This window comes from Ancylothrix sp. D3o (genome assembly GCF_025370775.1).
Classification (GTDB): domain Bacteria; phylum Cyanobacteriota; class Cyanobacteriia; order Cyanobacteriales; family Oscillatoriaceae; genus Ancylothrix.
The window spans coordinates 188,350-203,853 of the sequence record NZ_JAMXEX010000003.1; the positions used below are offsets into that span (position 1 = coordinate 188,350).

Annotated in this window: 16 protein-coding genes; 10 read left to right on the plus strand and 6 right to left on the minus strand. The window is 42.1% G+C overall.

The features are described 5' to 3' along the window. Nucleotides 1-161: 161 nt before the first annotated feature. Entirely contained in the window at nucleotides 162-581 is a 420-nt protein-coding gene (locus NG798_RS08145; RefSeq protein WP_261221803.1) for a secondary thiamine-phosphate synthase enzyme YjbQ, read from the minus strand. Nucleotides 582-835: 254 nt separating this feature from the next. Here NG798_RS08145 and polA point away from each other — a divergent pair, with 254 nt between their 5' ends. The 8 genes from polA (at nucleotide 836) to NG798_RS08185 (ending at nucleotide 7,414) form a co-directional block, all read left to right on the plus strand. Then, nucleotides 836-3,757, plus strand: a complete 2,922-nt coding sequence (gene polA, locus NG798_RS08150; RefSeq protein WP_261221805.1) for a DNA polymerase I — start codon at nucleotides 836-838, stop codon at nucleotides 3,755-3,757. A gap of 119 nt (nucleotides 3,758-3,876) precedes the next feature. Then, entirely contained in the window at nucleotides 3,877-4,167 is a 291-nt protein-coding gene (locus tag NG798_RS08155) for a nucleotidyltransferase family protein (protein WP_261221807.1), read from the plus strand. After that, the gene (locus tag NG798_RS08160) at nucleotides 4,157-4,423 is read left to right on the plus strand and encodes a DUF86 domain-containing protein (RefSeq protein WP_261221809.1); all 267 of its coding nucleotides are present in this window, start codon (nucleotides 4,157-4,159) and stop codon (nucleotides 4,421-4,423) included. Before NG798_RS08155 ends, NG798_RS08160 begins: the two co-directional genes overlap by 11 nt. Before the next feature lie 495 nt (nucleotides 4,424-4,918). Next, nucleotides 4,919-6,319, plus strand: coding sequence for an NB-ARC domain-containing protein (locus tag NG798_RS08165; protein ID WP_261221811.1), 1,401 nt, complete (start codon nucleotides 4,919-4,921; stop codon nucleotides 6,317-6,319). A gap of 127 nt (nucleotides 6,320-6,446) precedes the next feature. After that, a complete protein-coding gene (locus tag NG798_RS08170) occupies nucleotides 6,447-6,656 on the plus strand; it encodes a type II toxin-antitoxin system HicB family antitoxin (RefSeq protein ID WP_261221812.1) in 210 nt (69 codons plus the stop codon). Nucleotides 6,657-6,658: 2 nt separating this feature from the next. Continuing rightward, nucleotides 6,659-6,805: a hypothetical protein gene (locus tag NG798_RS08175; RefSeq protein ID WP_261221813.1), complete on the plus strand. Its 147-nt coding sequence runs from the start codon at nucleotides 6,659-6,661 to the stop codon at nucleotides 6,803-6,805. 136 nt (nucleotides 6,806-6,941) lie between these two features. Beyond that, nucleotides 6,942-7,151: a hypothetical protein gene (locus NG798_RS08180; RefSeq protein ID WP_261221815.1), complete on the plus strand. Its 210-nt coding sequence runs from the start codon at nucleotides 6,942-6,944 to the stop codon at nucleotides 7,149-7,151. Next, nucleotides 7,148-7,414, plus strand: coding sequence for a type II toxin-antitoxin system RelE/ParE family toxin (locus NG798_RS08185; RefSeq protein WP_006633401.1), 267 nt, complete (start codon nucleotides 7,148-7,150; stop codon nucleotides 7,412-7,414). The genes NG798_RS08180 and NG798_RS08185 overlap by 4 nt, the downstream gene beginning before the upstream one ends. A 150-nt stretch (nucleotides 7,415-7,564) precedes the next feature. Here the strand turns inward: NG798_RS08185 and psbA are convergent, their stop codons facing one another. After that, nucleotides 7,565-8,626, minus strand: coding sequence for a photosystem II q(b) protein (gene psbA / locus NG798_RS08190; protein WP_261221820.1), 1,062 nt, complete (start codon nucleotides 8,624-8,626; stop codon nucleotides 7,565-7,567). A 457-nt stretch (nucleotides 8,627-9,083) separates the two neighbouring features. Here psbA and NG798_RS08195 point away from each other — a divergent pair, with 457 nt between their 5' ends. Continuing rightward, complete coding sequence (locus NG798_RS08195; protein ID WP_261221821.1) at nucleotides 9,084-10,727, plus strand: CHASE3 domain-containing protein; 1,644 nt, start codon at nucleotides 9,084-9,086, stop codon at nucleotides 10,725-10,727. Nucleotides 10,728-10,786: 59 nt separating this feature from the next. On the opposite strand, the gene NG798_RS08200 is transcribed toward NG798_RS08195, so the two are convergent. After that, on the minus strand, nucleotides 10,787-11,137 hold the full coding sequence (locus NG798_RS08200; RefSeq protein WP_261221822.1) for a histidine triad nucleotide-binding protein: 351 nt from the start codon (nucleotides 11,135-11,137) through the stop codon (nucleotides 10,787-10,789). A gap of 272 nt (nucleotides 11,138-11,409) precedes the next feature. On the opposite strand from NG798_RS08200, the gene NG798_RS08205 reads away from it, so the two are divergent. Next, on the plus strand, nucleotides 11,410-12,939 hold the full coding sequence (locus tag NG798_RS08205) for a YifB family Mg chelatase-like AAA ATPase (protein ID WP_261221824.1): 1,530 nt from the start codon (nucleotides 11,410-11,412) through the stop codon (nucleotides 12,937-12,939). A gap of 65 nt (nucleotides 12,940-13,004) precedes the next feature. On the opposite strand, the gene NG798_RS08210 is transcribed toward NG798_RS08205, so the two are convergent. From NG798_RS08210 to NG798_RS28160, 3 genes are all read right to left on the minus strand, one after another. Further along, a complete protein-coding gene (locus NG798_RS08210) occupies nucleotides 13,005-13,508 on the minus strand; it encodes a helix-turn-helix domain-containing protein (protein ID WP_261221825.1) in 504 nt (167 codons plus the stop codon). 51 nt (nucleotides 13,509-13,559) lie between these two features. Beyond that, nucleotides 13,560-14,852: a transposase gene (locus NG798_RS08215; RefSeq protein WP_261221827.1), complete on the minus strand. Its 1,293-nt coding sequence runs from the start codon at nucleotides 14,850-14,852 to the stop codon at nucleotides 13,560-13,562. A gap of 219 nt (nucleotides 14,853-15,071) precedes the next feature. Further along, nucleotides 15,072-15,212 (minus strand): hypothetical protein, encoded by a 141-nt coding sequence (locus NG798_RS28160; protein ID WP_375338955.1) that lies wholly within the window; start codon nucleotides 15,210-15,212, stop codon nucleotides 15,072-15,074. Nucleotides 15,213-15,504 lie beyond the last annotated feature (292 nt).

The following is a 15,504-nucleotide window of genomic DNA, read 5'->3' on the forward strand; positions in this document are numbered from 1 at the left end:
ATAAAATCAAAGTTGTAGGGGAGAGTTGACCGGCATCAAAGCTTGTAACCAGACATAGCCTTAAACGCGCCCCTAAAAACAATACCAGAAACCGCTCTGGCGCTGCCTTAATGATATTGTCTAATAAGACCGGCCTGCTGCATCAAATATTAAGGAAAATTTTACATCCCCGAAATATGGACAACAACTTCGCGGATGTGACTGTGTTGCCGGTGTTCCCAGACATAAATACCCTGCCAAACACCAAGAACCAGCTTACCATCACTAATAGGAACTTGTTCAGAAGTATGAGTTAAAGCCGTGCGAATATGAGCCGGCATATCATCATCACCTTCTGAATTATGATAATATCTGCGACTATCTTCTGGTACCAACTGAGTCAAAAAATTTTCAAGATCCCGTAACACATCAGGATCAGCATTTTCTTGAATAAGCAAACTTGCCGAAGTGTGGCGTAAAAACACAGTACAAAGACCCATTTTAACCCCAGACTCAGCCACAACCGCCTGAACCTTCGCCGTAATTTTCATCAAAGACTTACCCTTAGTTTCAAGCTTAATAAACTTTTGATAATGATTCATCACAAGACACCAAAAAAACACTCCCTCCCATCCTACCGCAAAAACAGAATCCAGACCCAAAAATCGACTTTTTATAACGAACCAAAAACCTCAAACCACTCCATATTCATCAATCAAAAACCCCAAAAACAAACCATAAACCCATCTGCGTCCATCTGCGTTTATCTGCGGTTAAAAAATCCCCAAAAAGACAGACCCAAACACCACCAAAAACCAGTAAAATAGAAACAGACAAACCCACCAGCAAAAACACCGTGAAAGAAACCACCAAACCCACCCTAATTTTAGTAGACGGACACTCCCTAGCCTTCCGTTCATACCACGCCTTAGCACATAGTCGAGAAGGAGGCTTACAAACAACAACCGGCATCCCAACAAGCGTAAGTTTTGGCTTTCTAAAATCCCTCTTAGAAGTAATGACAGCCCACAACCCCGAATACTTAGCAATAGCCTTTGATTTAGGCTTACCAACATTCCGCCACGAAGCCGACGACACCTATAAATCAGACCGGCCAGAAACACCCCAAGATTTTATCACAGACTTAAAACATTTACAAGAACTATTAACAGCCTTTAACATCCCCATTGTTACCGCGCCTGGTTACGAAGCAGACGACGTTTTAGGAACCTTAGCAATCAGCGGAAAACAGGCCGGTTATCGAGTAAAAATCCTCACCGGTGACCAAGATTTATTTCAACTAATAGACACAGAAAATGATATTACAGTATTGCGGTTAGGTTCCGACAGTTTTGGCCGGTCAGGAACAGGAAAAGCCAAAGAATTTGGCCCCGAAGAAGTAAAAGAAAAACTTGGAATTACGCCTGAACAAATAGTAGATTATAAAGCACTTTGCGGCGATAAATCTGATAACATCCCCGGAGTAAAAGGCATCGGCGAGAAAACCGCAGTTCCCCTCTTGGCAAAATACGGAAAACTAGACAACATTTATGCAAACATCGAAGAAATAAAAGGCGCAGTCAAAACCAAACTAGAAACCGGCAAAGCAGAAGCCTACCACTCGCAAAAAATGGCGACAATTGTGCTTGAGGTGCCGGTGGAAATAGACATAAAAGACTGCAAACTACGAGGTTTTGACGAAGAAAAACTTACCGCCATGTTAGAGAAATTAGAGTTTAAATCTTTCTTGCCAAAAGTAAAACAATTGCAAAGAAGATTTGGGGGAGAAACAGCAGAACAAGAAAAAGCTGAAACTGCATCTAATTTTTCCGCATCTAGCACAGACGACGAACAACTGTCATTTTTCAGTTTTGAAGAAACCCAAGCCGCCAAAAATGACGCACCTCTTCCCATTAAACCTCGCATTATTCAAACAATAGAACAGCTAAACGAACTCGTAAACATCTTGAAAAAATGCACCGATCCAGAAATGCCAGTGGCGTGGGATACAGAAACAACCGATTTAGAACCAAGAGATGCAAAATTAGTAGGAATTGGATGTTGCTGGGGTAGCGGTGAGGAAGACGTCGCTTATATCCCCACCGGCCACAAAAAAGGCCAAAACATTGACACAAAAACTGTCTTAAAAACCTTACAACCAATATTAGAAAGCGCCGAATATCCGAAAGTTTTGCAGAATGCCAAATTTGACCGGCTAATATTACGCTGTCAGGGAATAAACCTAGCCGGTGTTGTCTTTGAAACCATGCTGGCAAGTTACATCATCAACCCAGAAAATAACCACAGCCTCAGCAGTTTATCCCAGAAATATTTAGGCATTCAAGCCACAACCTACGATCAATTAGTAGGCAAAAACAAAACCATAGCCGATATCGAAATACCTGCTGTTGCTAACTATTGTGGCATGGATGTATATACAACATTCATGTTAGTAGAACCGCTGAAAAAAGAATTAAAGGAAAAGGGAGAAAAATTAACAGAACTTTTGTTAAAAGTAGAAGTTCCTTTAGAGCCGGTTTTAGCCGAAATGGAATACACCGGCATCCACATCGATACCCCCTACCTAAAAGAACTTTCGCAATACTTAGAGACCGAATTAACCGCCTTAGAGAAACAAGCTTATGAGGCAGCCGGTGAGGAATTTAACTTAGGTTCACCCAAACAATTAAGCACAATTTTATTTGAAAAACTACAACTCGACACCAAAAAATCCCGCAAAATCAAAACCGGCTTTTCCACAGATGTAGGAGTCTTAGAAAAACTCCAAGGAGATCACCCCCTTATTGATAGCATCCTCGAATATCGCACCCTCGACAAACTCAAATCAACCTATGTCGATGCCTTACCAAAATTAGTAAGAAAAGACACCCAAAGAGTACATACAGATTTTAACCAAACTATTACCACAACCGGCAGATTATCTTCGAGTAATCCTAACTTACAAAACATCCCCATCCGCACCGAATTTTCCCGAAAAATTCGTAAAGCATTTATTCCTGAAAAAGGCTGGTTAATGGTATCCGCAGACTACTCGCAAATAGAACTGAGAATCATGGCAGAATTAAGCGGAGAACCGCTATTAATAGAAGCCTACAAAAACAACGAAGACGTGCATACCGTTACCGCAAAATTACTCTTTGAAAAAGACAACATCACCCCAGAGGAACGCCGTGCAGGAAAAACCATTAATTTCGGGGTAATATATGGTATGGGCTCTGGAAAATTTGCCCGTTCCATTGGTAGAACATCCGCTGAAGGAAAACTATTTATCAAACGTTTTCAACTGCGCTATGCCAAAATATTTGAATTTTTAGAAAGAGTGCAAAGACAAGCCATTTCTCAAGGGTATGTTGAAACAATCTTAGGCCGGCGCCGGTATTTTGACTTTGAAGCCATCAGTTTACGCGGTTTAAAAGGCCGGCCTTGGGATGAAATACCCCTAGAAGAGTTGCAAGGAAATAGCAGAAATGATGCTGCAAATTTACGCGCTGCGAGTAACGCACCCATTCAAGGTTCAAGCGCAGATATCATCAAAGTTGCGATGATAGAATTGCATGAGATTTTGAAAAACTATCAATCGCGTTTATTGCTGCAAGTTCACGATGAATTAGTGTTAGAAGTGCATCCCGATGAATGGGAAGAATTGCAACCTTTACTGAAAAATACAATGGAAACTGCCATTCAAAAATATCGACCTTTGAGTGTTCCCTTAGTTGTGGATATAAACGTTGGGGAAAATTGGATGGATACAAAGTAGGCTAGAGTGTGCCCACCGGCCTGATAATGGTGGGCAAAGCATTGCCCTATTAGTTGATAGGTGTTAACACATAATTTGACTATAATCATTGTGAAATCGTCTTGAAAGAGTCGTCAATTATGCAGCGGGACGAAGTATTGCGAATTCTGTTACAACATCAGCAGCCATTAAAAGATTTTGGTATCAAGTCGCTGGCGATATTTGGCTCTGTAGCTAGGGATGAAGCCAGAGCAGATAGCGATGTAGATATTTTAGTGGAATTTGAGGGGCCGGTGACATTTGATCGTTATATGGATGTCAAATTTTATCTCGAAGATCACCTAGGGACGCGGGTAGATTTAGTGAGCCGGCGTTCGCTCAGACCTATAATTCGAGCTAAGGTGGAAAAAGAGGGAATTTATGTCGCGTAGTATGCGTTTGTATTTAGAAGATATCCTCACTTCTTGTGCCAAAGTCAAGCGATACACCGAAGGAATGACATTTGAAGATTTCCAAAGGGATGAACGGACTTATGATGCGGTGGTAAGGAATTTGCAGATCGTTGGAGAAGCGGTTAAAAATATTCCCCAAGAAATGCGAGGAAAATATCCAGAAGTTGAATGGCGCAAAATTGCTGGATTGCGCGATATTTTGGCTCACGCTTACTTTAGCATTGAAAATAGATAAGCAGCAATTAAACTAAATAATATTTATTTAATTGCTACTTATATAATCAATAGCTATTGAAAACTTAAATTATTCGTGCCAACACTTTTTGTGACCATCAACATATCGGCAAACTAACTTCTCAAGAGTTAAATGTTTCTGAATTTGATCTGACTGTGAGTTGGCCGTATATGTCTGACTGATAGCAACATTATTGACTGGGCTAATAGATGGACTAGCCCATACAGGGACAACATTGCTGAAAAACAGCACAACCATTAATATTGAAACCGAGAAAAAGGTGATTATTTTTTGCATAATTTTTTCCAATCTAATTAAGACAACCTTTTTTAGAATATAAGATAATTTGAAAACTGACAACTATCAAAAAGTACGGTAAAGTCAGGAATTTTGTAAATTTATTTATCAATTTATATATGGGGTACTTGTTAAGGTACGAAAAAGTACGATAAATTAAGAAATGCTTACCCCAAGACTTTAACCCAAACACAATCCATGAATACTGAGGAAATGTTACAGTGGGCGGATGACATTCTATATACCAAAACAGCAAAACACCTCGATTCTGTGCAAAGGGCCATCCTAGAAGGCGCTTGGCAAGGGTTAAAATATGAAGACATTGCTAAAAACTGCCATCGCAGTAAGTCCCATGTTAAAAATATAGCTTCGGAATTATGGCAGACTTTATCAGATTTGTTAGGAGAAGATATCCAGAAGGCAAATGCTCGCTCTGTTTTAGAACGAAAAGCAATATCTACAATTTATAATTATGGTAAATCCTCACAGATAGTTACTAGCAACATTAATAGCCATATTAATATCTGTCCAGAAAACCGGCCCTCTTCAGAAGACACAAAACCACCCTCACCCTCACCCCCAAACACGCCCCAAAACAAAAATCAAACCCCAATCATCGACTTAACACAAGCACCGGCCCTAACCGAATATTACCCCCGCACCACAGAAGAAACAACCCTCAAAAACTGGATATTACAAACCAACGCACGCCTAATTACAATCTACGGCTTAACTGGAATAGGAAAAAGCAGCCTCACCCTCCAACTCATCGAACAAATACAAAACGAATTTGACTACATTATCTGGCAAAGCCTCAACGAAAAACCCACCCTTACCACCCTACAAACCAACCTCAAACAAATTTTTTCCCAAACCCAAAAAACCCCCTTCCCCACAATCCTAGATTATTTCCGCACCTATCGCTGTTTAATTATTATTGATGACCTACAAAACATCTTTAAACCCCATGAACTAGCCGGCCAATACCTACCCGGATATGAAGATTACAGCCAATTTTTTAAACAAATTGCCACCACAACCCATCAAAGTTGCTTAATACTCCTCACCTCCGAAAAACCGAGAGACATCACCACCATAGAAGCCGAAAACCCCTCAACCCAAACCTTACACCTCAAAGGATTACGAGAAGAACAAGCACAAGAAATCTTGCTAAAAAAACAATTAACAGATGAAGAAAAATGGCCAGAACTAATAACCATTTATCAAAGTCATCCCCTTTGGTTAAAAATCATCTCCGCCACAATCAACCAATTATTTAACGGTAGCGTCTCCCAATATTTAGCAGACCCAAATGATATATACTTAGGAGACATAGAGCCGGTTTTAGAAACTCAATTACAGCGCTTATCCGACTCAGAAAAAACCGTGATAGGCTGGTTAGCAAACCAAACAAACGCCGTAGACATCTCACAAACCCCCGCCGAAACAGCATTATCAAAAACTCAATTTTTGCAAGCCATAGAATCCTTAAACCGGCGCAGCTTAGTAGAAAAAGAGCCGGTCGCAGGACGAGCAATGTTTCAAATTAACCCAATCTTTAAACAATACATACAGTTAAACCCAGATAATCTTAAATAAAAAGAGTAGTAGGTTGCCTTTGCAATAAGGTTTCAGAAAGCTATAATTAATAGATCCACCTCAAACTAAATTAAAACTTTGAGAACAAACATTTCTTGAAGTGCGGACATACACAAAGAATCCGACTATGAAAACATTTACTGCTGTCATCGAAAAAGATTCTCAGACTAACCTTTACGTTGGCTATATCCCCGGATTTCCTGGGGCTCATTCTCAGGGAGAAACTTTGGATGAATTGCAAGCAAATTTGCGAGAAGTCATTGAGATGTTGCTGGAAGATGAGAAACTCGTGTTTGAAACAGAGTTTATAGGCACACAACAAATTACAATCCCCTAAACATGAGTAATATCCCTGTTCTTAAACCACAGGAAATTGTCAGCGTAGCCTTTCTCACCGGCCAACCCCTAGAAGTGCCCTTAAAAGGCTTTCCCCCCTATCAACCTAATTTAATATCAGCCATTGAAACCTGGTTAAAGGAGATTTAAGAAATTGAGAAAGCCGGGTTTCTGGCCACTTCTAGGAGGTGTAACGAAGTATTATCGAAAAAACCCGGTTTCTGACTCCCCGTAAACCAACGTTTCGTGATATAATAAAAGCCTTAAAAAATCCAACAAAAAAGCCATGTCGGAAATTACTTTAGACGAAACCAAACTTAAAGAATTGCTCAAAGAAGCGATTTTTGAGTTAATAACAGAACAAAAAGAAGTATTTTCTGAGATTTTAACAGAAGCCCTAGAAGATATAGGAATGGAAACTGCTATCAAAGAAGGCGAAAATACTGAAACAGTCAGCCGTGAGCAAATTTTCAACATCCTGAAGAGACAACCATGAATGTGGAGTTTAAAAAGAGCTTTGAAAAAGATTTACTCAAGATTCTTGATGCCGACTTGTTGCAAAGAATTCAGGAAGCGATAGAAGAAGTTGAGAATGCCGAAAAATTAAATGAAGTCAGCAATGTTAAAAAACTAAAAGGTGATGCAGACTACTATCGCCTGAGAGTGGGTGATTACCGAATCGGTATTAAAGTTAATGATGGCGTAGTCTATTTCGTCAGGATACTCCACCGCAAAGAGATTTACAGATACTTTCCATAATCAGCGTCCATCCAAACTAAAAACCCAAACCGAAAACCCATCCGCGTTCATCCGCGTTTATCTGCGGTTAAAAAACAAAAAGCGCCCCCCATCTCTGGAGAGCGCCTTTTGTAATTATTTAGTTTTCGAGAGTCAAGCCCTCATAAAACCTTAGCCCTTGATAGAAGGAGCCTCAACAGAAGCCAAATCAAGAGGGAAGTTATGAGCATTACGCTCGTGCATTACTTCCATACCCAAGTTAGCGCGGTTGATAACATCAGCCCAGGTATTGATAACACGACCTTGAGAGTCGATAACAGACTGGTTGAAGTTAAAACCATTCAAGTTGAAAGCCATCGTGGAGATACCCAAAGCGGTAAACCAGATGCCGATAACAGGCCATGCACCCAAGAAGAAGTGCAAAGAACGGCTGTTGTTGAAAGAAGCGTATTGGAAAATCAAACGACCGAAGTAGCCGTGTGCTGCAACGATGTTGTAGGTTTCTTCTTCTTGACCGAATTTGTAGCCGTAGTTTTGGCTTTCAACTTCGGTGGTTTCACGAACCAAGCTAGAAGTTACCAAAGAACCGTGCATAGCAGAGAACAAAGAACCACCAAATACACCGGCAACTCCCAACATATGGAAGGGGTGCATCAAGATGTTGTGCTCAGCTTGGAACACCAACATAAAGTTGAAGGTTCCAGAGATACCCAAAGGCATACCATCGGAGAAAGAACCTTGACCCAAGGGGTAGATCAAGAATACTGCGGAAGCGGCTGCAACTGGTGCAGAGTATGCTACGCAGATCCAAGGACGCATACCCAAGCGGTAAGACAATTCCCACTCACGACCCATGTAGCAGAATACGCCAATGAGGAAGTGGAAAATTACCAACTGGTAAGGGCCACCATTGTACAACCACTCATCCAAGGAAGCAGCTTCCCAGATGGGGTAGAAGTGAAGACCGATGGCGTTAGAAGAAGGAACAACTGCACCAGTGATGATGTTGTTGCCATAGAGTAAAGAACCGGCAACGGGTTCGCGGATACCGTCGATGTCAACCGGCGGAGCGGCGACAAAGGCGATTAAAAAGCAGGTGGTGGCGGTTAAGAGGGTAGGGATCATCAAGACGCCGAACCAGCCGATATAAAGGCGGTTTTCGGTGCTTGTAACCCAGCTACAGAACCGTTCCCAGACGTTAGAGCGCTCTGTGCGCTGTAATATGGTCGTCATAGTTTTATGAGTGCTATTGATTTGTTAAGGTTCGGATGATGTTTTTATCTTAGGGGTATTTTTAAGTTTTGTAAAGGCTTGTTAATAACATTTAATATTATGACTGTCATAAGTCTGGCTTATGGGACAGCTAAGGGTAGCCAGCCGTTCTGGCCTCCTGCCAAAATGTCCAAACCTTGATTGGGTTGAGATTTGTTGTTTTGTTAACGAGAAAAAAACAACCAGCAATAACAAAAGTAAGTAAATTTTCTCTACAGCTAAAACTTTTAATAATAGATAGTATTACTTATTAGAATTCTATCTTTTTAGTATGCTCGGTTGCTGGCAATAGGCGTGTTATTTGCTTATCAAAGTTAACCGTAATAAATGGGGCCAATAGGTAGAGATTGCCCCAAAAAAATATGCTAAGGTATATTACTAGGCTTTTTGAAAAAAGCCCCTGATTTCAGGAGTAAATATGCTAAAAAAACCTGTCCAAACTAACACAAGACTCAGTAGAATCTTGCCGTTTGCTTTTGGATCGCTCTTCTTATTGATGCTTGTCAACGCTTTAATTTCTCAGTCGAGCACTAAAACATTAGTTCAGTCGGTAGGTTCGGTAACGCACAGTTATCAGGTCAAAGGTAAATTGAAACAACTAGAAAAGCTTTTAGTTGATGGTGAAACAGGACAGCGCGGGTACATCTTCACAGGAAAAGAGAATTTCCTCGAACCTTACATCAACGCCAATCAAGAATTAAAAGTTAATTTTGCCGAATTATACACCCTCCTACAAGACAACCCAGAGCAAACAAAAAAACTCACAGAAGTGCAAAAATTGGCCTCCGACAAATTAGAGGAAATGGCAGAAACCATAACCCTTAAAAGAGCCGGCAAGAATAAACAGTTAATGGATTTAGTTGTTTCTGGTCAAGGCAAGAAAATTATGGATGACATCAGAAACAAACTGGCCGAAATGAATGAAGTAGAAACCATACTTTTAAGCGAAAGACAAAAAGCAGCAACTCAAGCAGAGCAATGGATGAGCGTTTCTTCTGTGGCAGTTCCCCTTGCCGCCATAATATTCGGCTTAGTAATTTTATTTTTTATCGGCAAAAAAGTCGTGTCTCCCATCAATGAAGTAGCAAGATTGATCGCCATTTCTTCTCAAGAGATCGCAGCAACAGTAGAGCAACACGAACGCACCGCCATCATGCAAGCCTCCTCCGTCAATCAAACCAGCACCACAATGATTGAGCTAGGAGCATCCTCGCGGCACTCCGCAGAACAAGCAGAATCAGCCGCAGAGAACGCACGCCTGGTCTTAAACTTAGCGGAATCATCAACCGAGGGTGCGCGTCAAGTTTTAAGCCTAGCCGAATCATCAGCAGAGGGTGCGCGTCAGGTCTTAAACCTAGCCGAAGAGGGAAGCAAGAGAGTCAGACAAACCGTCGAAGAGATGTCTATTTTAAAAGAGAAAGTCGCCCTCATCACCGACCAGATGATCCGCTTGAACGATCAAACAGGCAGAATCGGCAGCATCACCAACATCGTCACAGATTTAGCCGCTCAGACCAATATGTTAGCCCTTAACGCAGCAGTAGAAGCAGCCCGTGCGGGTTCCAATGGTAAAGGCTTTGGCATCATTGCCTCAGAGATCCGCCAACTGGCTAACGAAAGCAAAAAATCAGCCCACACTATAACCAGCCTAGTTACTGCTATCCAGTCAGCCATGAATTCGACTGTAATGGCGACAGAAGAGGGAAGAAAAACTACAGAGTCAAGTATCAAACTTTCTCAGGAAACAGCCGAAGCTTTTAGCAGTGTAACTCAGGCAATTGACGAGATCGTTTTGGCGGCTTCTACGAGTGTAACTAAAGCTATTAACGAAGTGATTTTGAGCAATCAAGAAAACTCCCTCAAAACCACCAATGAGATCGTTATCAACTCTCAACAAATCTCCCTCACAGCTAAACAACAAGCCGTAGCCATCCAGCAGGTTATCGAGGTAATGGCCAATCTCAATCAAGGTGCCGCAGAGACAGCCAGTGGCATTTCTCAAACAAAAATTGGCATTCAAAACCTCAATGAAGCCGCCCAAAATCTCAACTCTGTAGTTTAGGGATTTGAAATTTTAGATTGGGTAATTAAAAAATAGTGAGTGATGGAGAAATTATTACCCTAACCCGGTGGCCATTGCAGTTGCCGGCCCCCCAAAATATGCAAATGTAAATGATACACAGTTTGGCCTCCATCCTCCCCATTATTAATCACCAAACGATAACCATTTGTTAAACCGGCCTGTTCAGCCACCCGTTTCGCCGTCAACAACAAATGACCCATCAATTTGTGATCCTCCGCCACCGCATCCGCCAACTTAGGAATCGGTTTTTTGGGAATCACCAACAAATGCACCGGCGCTTGAGGGTGAACATCCTTAAACGCCAAACACAAATCATCCTCATAAACAATATCCGCAGGAATTTCTCGGCGGATAATTTTGCTAAAAATTGTATCGGTAGGTTGACTCATTGCAGATTATTCTTTAACACTTGCTATAAGCATCCTAAAACAACAATTGAACCTCCAAGCATAAAAGTTGAAAAACTTTATGGAGAAATGTTACAATAGCGAAATTTATCTGAAAAAATTGGCCATACGCCAAAAAACTTGATAAGTTGTGGGACAGCGATGTTGTACATCGTTAAAATGAGTGCTTAAAGTTCCCCAACTAACAACCAAGGACAGTAGGGGGGCTTTTTTATTGGCTCACCACCAATTCAATTAGTGGAGAGAAAAACAACGTGCTTGCAAGAGTTTGGAGTGCATCATTAGTTGGAATAGACGCCGTAAAAGTCGGAGTAGAAGTTGATGTATCCGGCGGCTTACCCGGCATCGTCGTAGTCGGACTGCCAGACACCGCCGTGCAAGAATCAAAAGAGCGCGTCAAAGCAGCCATCAAAAATGCCGGTTTTGCTTTCCCGATGCGAAAAATCGTCATTAACCTTACCCCCGCAGACTTACGCAAAGAAGGGCCAAGTTTCGATTTAGCCATCAGTATTGGCATCCTCGCCGCCTCTGAACAACTTTCGCCCGAACTACTGGGAGATTTCCTATTTTTAGGTGAAGTTTCCCTAGATAGCAGCTTGCGTCCGGTTGCCGGTGTCTTACCCGTCGCCGCCGCCGCCCAAAAACTCGGCATCACCGGCCTGATTGTTCCCGTCGATAATGCACAAGAAGCTGCACTTGTCAAGGGTCTAAGTGTTTATGGATGCAAAAATTTAGCAGAAGTCGCCGACTTACTCAACAACCCCGAAAGATATCAGCCTACTAAATTAACAAACTTCGCAGAATTAAGCACAAATCAAAACCCCGGCCTCGATCTCAAAGACGTAAAAGGCCAAATACACGCCCGCCGAGCCCTCGAAATTGCTGCCGCCGGTGGACATAACTTAATCTTTGTCGGCCCCCCAGGAAGCGGCAAAACCATGTTAGCCCGTCGTTTACCCAGCATTTTACCCCCTTTAACCTTTGAAGAAGCCCTCGAAGTAACGCAAATTCACTCAGTAGCCGGTTTATTAAAAAATCGAGGTTCCCTTGTCAGCGAAAGACCCTTTCGCAGTCCCCATCATTCGGCGTCTGGCCCTTCCCTGGTTGGCGGTGGCAGTTTTCCTAAACCTGGCGAAATTTCTTTAGGCCATAGGGGTGTCCTTTTCGCCGACGAATTAACAGAATTTAAACGCGACGTTTTAGAGTTTTTAAGACAACCTTTAGAAGATGGATTTGTGACAATTTCTCGCACCAGACAATCTGTAACTTTTCCCGCCAAATTTACCTTAGTTGCCAGTACAAATCCTTGTGCTTGTGGTTATTATGGAGACCCAATTCAACCTTGCACTTGTTCACCGGCCAAACGTGAACAATACTGGGCAAAACTATCTGGGCCTTTAATGGATCGCATCGATTTACAAGTAGCCGTTAACCGGCTCAAACCCGAAGAAATTACCAGACAAACCACCGGCGAAGAATCCCAGCCCGTCAGGGAAAGAGTACAAAAAGCCCGTCAACTTGCCACCGAAAGATTTTCACAAGAAGCCGGTTTACGATGCAATGCAGAAATGCGTTCAGAACATTTGCGCCAGTGGTGTCAACTTAATGATATTTGTCAAACTTTATTAGAAAACGCCATCCGCAAACTAGGACTATCAGCACGGGCCACAGATAGAATTTTAAAAGTATCAAGAACCATTGCCGATTTAGCAGCAGAAAAAGACATTTCACCGGCTCACGTTGCCGAAGCAATACAATATCGAACCATTGACCGAATGCAATAAAAAACCTTTCAATTCCCAAACCCCATTTCTAAACCAAACCGGCCTATTTATTTGGTTGGCAAAATTCAATATTCACCTTTGAGCGTTTTTTTACGCCGTTGTTGTGGTGCCGAAACTTCCTCAACGCTTTCGCGCTCGCCATTTAAACGAAACCCCATTTGTTGCAAATAATCCCATCCCCGCTGCATTGCCACCGGCCGGTTAATTTGGGCAGAGATCCACTCCGCAACCTTGCGACTGTTCCACAAACCCCCATCCGGGGCCGGCCCATGTAAAGCTTGCCATAGTTGAGCTTGTTGCGCTTCCGACAGCAACGGCTCACCGCCAGGGTTATCGTGGCGGCGGTCTCCCAAACCCTCAATACCCGTTTGATTGTAGCGGCGGACAATTTTACGAATCCAATCTAAACTATAGCCGGTCACTTGGGCGACCTCCTGGGTAGTTTTCCCCGAAGCCAGTAACCAAACAATTTGATAGTGAGTGCGCTCAACCGGATCTTTTGCTTGACGATAGCGGCTTTCCAGTTCAGATCCACTCAAGTGAGGTAGAACAGTAACTCGTTTAGGCATAGTTGGCACTCGTACCTGCTGACTATAAGTTTATAGCTGGCAAAAGTATAGTCATTTATAGACATGAGAGGCTTCGAGTCCCTCCCCTTTCGCTTTTACTTTGAGCGGATTAACCCGCCTTGGCTGAACTACGCAGCTCTCTATCCCATGGCTGAACGCATTTGGGATTGCCTTTCTAAGAATATTGTAAGAAGCATTCACATCAGAATTAATTAACTGACCAGTTGATGTTTTGTACAAACCTCGTTTAATCCGTTTCCCAGTAAATACAGACTCTTTTTCTATGTTCCCGTAAACAGGAATTGGGTCTAAACCCAGAAAGCTACTTCTGGACGTGTAAGATTCTTCCTGCACAATTACTGTGATTCCCACCAACCGAGCTTTGTACTCTAACATTTCAATTAATCGAGAGTGAGGAATGCTGACAAAGTTTTGATTGATTTTTTTTCCTAAATTAATCTCAGTTTTCCACTGGACATTTTTGCCAATTACTAGCGTCCCCATTTGTTGCGTGACCAAAATATCAACAATCATGCGACTGGTATGATGCAAATAATTATCTACTTTTTGATGGCGACAGCGGGTTAAGCGTTGAATGCGTGACGAGGTTTTGCGACCCCCTTTTAATTGGGATTGTAATTGTGCCTTGCGCTTGTTGTAGAACTGGTTGAGAGATTTTAATGGTCGCCCGTTAATCAACAAAGGGATAAATCCCGGTTGATTTGAAGTTAACGCCACTAAATTATCGAGCCCCAAATCAATACTAGCTACAAAGTTGTTATCTTTAGTGGTGGACTCCCGTTCACTTCGACTACGCTCAGTACAAGCATCATAAATCACCTCTATTACATAGGAATCGCATTTTGGAACCAGTCTAACTTGACAAATCTGGTTGGGATTGACTTGGGTTTTAATTGAAAGTTCAGTGCCGGAAAGTTTAATGACTCCTTTCTTCAACTGTTTGCTGCTAATTGCTTGAATTGTGTAGACGAGAAGGTTTCGTCCTTTGGTTTTGTCTTTGTACTTTGGCAATTTTGGGCGACCAGTGAATTTTGAAGAGTCAGCCTTGTAAGTTTTAGCTGCTTCAAAAAACGATTTCCAATTCTTGTCTAGTACCATCAAGATTTGCTGACTTACTTTAGCAGGTAAAGCCTTGTAGGCTTGATGAGACTTCATCAATCGATTCATTTCGTTGTAATTGAGATAACCCCATCCATAAACAAAATTCTGACGAATGACGTAATTGGCGGCATTGTAGAGGTTTTTGGATAAAAAGGCTAGGTCGTCAATTTGAGTGAAACGGTGATCCGTTGATTTAATGATGTGCCTTTCTGTTAGCTGCATTCAGTGCCTCCATCTCTCAATTCAGCAATTATTTTTTCCGTCTTTCTGCTAGCACGACGTTGCCCCTAAAGTCGTGCAGCAAAACTTGTAACTATCGCTACCAAGTCTTGCCTTAACTCATCTTTGCCGTTCTCAGCAAGATTAACTATTTCTAGTTTTACTCCTAATCGAAGAAGCAATACGCTTAAATAATTCGTACCAAATCGAGCCAATCGGTCTTTATGTTCCACGCTTCAGAATGTCGTAGTCATCTTGTTGTAGCAGTGCTTCTAAATGCTTTCTGTGGTCATTCAATCCGCTGCCGATTTCTTTTACGTTTCTAACGATTTGATAGCCATTAGCAATGGCGTATTCAGTCAACCGCTCTGATTGGCGGTTAAGGTTTTCTTTGTTTTCGGAGGAACAAACTCTACTTTAGATAGCGACCCGATTCTTCTTGACTTCGGTGGATGACGCTTGTGGCACGTAGTCAACGATGATTAGACCGCTTTCTGTTTGTCGTGCCGGATGTGGTAGTTTATTCGCTTTCCACCACCGCCACGCAGTTGTGTAACTTATGCCTATTGCTTTGGCGTAGTCAGGTAGTTTCATTTTGACCTCCTGACTAGATATTACTATCTTTGCTTACTAATGCTTATTAGCTTAATGAAGT

Excerpts from the sequence above, each read along its gene's own strand:
- NG798_RS08145 (WP_261221803.1), bottom strand. The coding sequence starts at position 581 with ATGAATCATTATCAAAAGTTTATTAAGCTTGAAACTAAGGGTAAGTCT.
- NG798_RS08155 (WP_261221807.1), top strand. The coding sequence starts at position 3,877 with ATGCAGCGGGACGAAGTATTGCGAATTCTGTTACAACATCAGCAGCCA.
- NG798_RS08160 (WP_261221809.1), top strand. The coding sequence starts at position 4,157 with ATGTCGCGTAGTATGCGTTTGTATTTAGAAGATATCCTCACTTCTTGT.
- NG798_RS08165 (WP_261221811.1), top strand. The coding sequence starts at position 4,919 with ATGAATACTGAGGAAATGTTACAGTGGGCGGATGACATTCTATATACC.
- NG798_RS08170 (WP_261221812.1), top strand. The coding sequence starts at position 6,447 with ATGAAAACATTTACTGCTGTCATCGAAAAAGATTCTCAGACTAACCTT.
- NG798_RS08175 (WP_261221813.1), top strand. The coding sequence starts at position 6,659 with ATGAGTAATATCCCTGTTCTTAAACCACAGGAAATTGTCAGCGTAGCC.
- NG798_RS08180 (WP_261221815.1), top strand. The coding sequence starts at position 6,942 with ATGTCGGAAATTACTTTAGACGAAACCAAACTTAAAGAATTGCTCAAA.
- NG798_RS08185 (WP_006633401.1), top strand. The coding sequence starts at position 7,148 with ATGAATGTGGAGTTTAAAAAGAGCTTTGAAAAAGATTTACTCAAGATT.
- psbA (WP_261221820.1), bottom strand. The coding sequence starts at position 8,626 with ATGACGACCATATTACAGCGCACAGAGCGCTCTAACGTCTGGGAACGG.
- NG798_RS08195 (WP_261221821.1), top strand. The coding sequence starts at position 9,084 with ATGCTAAAAAAACCTGTCCAAACTAACACAAGACTCAGTAGAATCTTG.
- NG798_RS08200 (WP_261221822.1), bottom strand. The coding sequence starts at position 11,137 with ATGAGTCAACCTACCGATACAATTTTTAGCAAAATTATCCGCCGAGAA.
- NG798_RS08210 (WP_261221825.1), bottom strand. The coding sequence starts at position 13,508 with ATGCCTAAACGAGTTACTGTTCTACCTCACTTGAGTGGATCTGAACTG.
- NG798_RS08215 (WP_261221827.1), bottom strand. The coding sequence starts at position 14,852 with ATGCAGCTAACAGAAAGGCACATCATTAAATCAACGGATCACCGTTTC.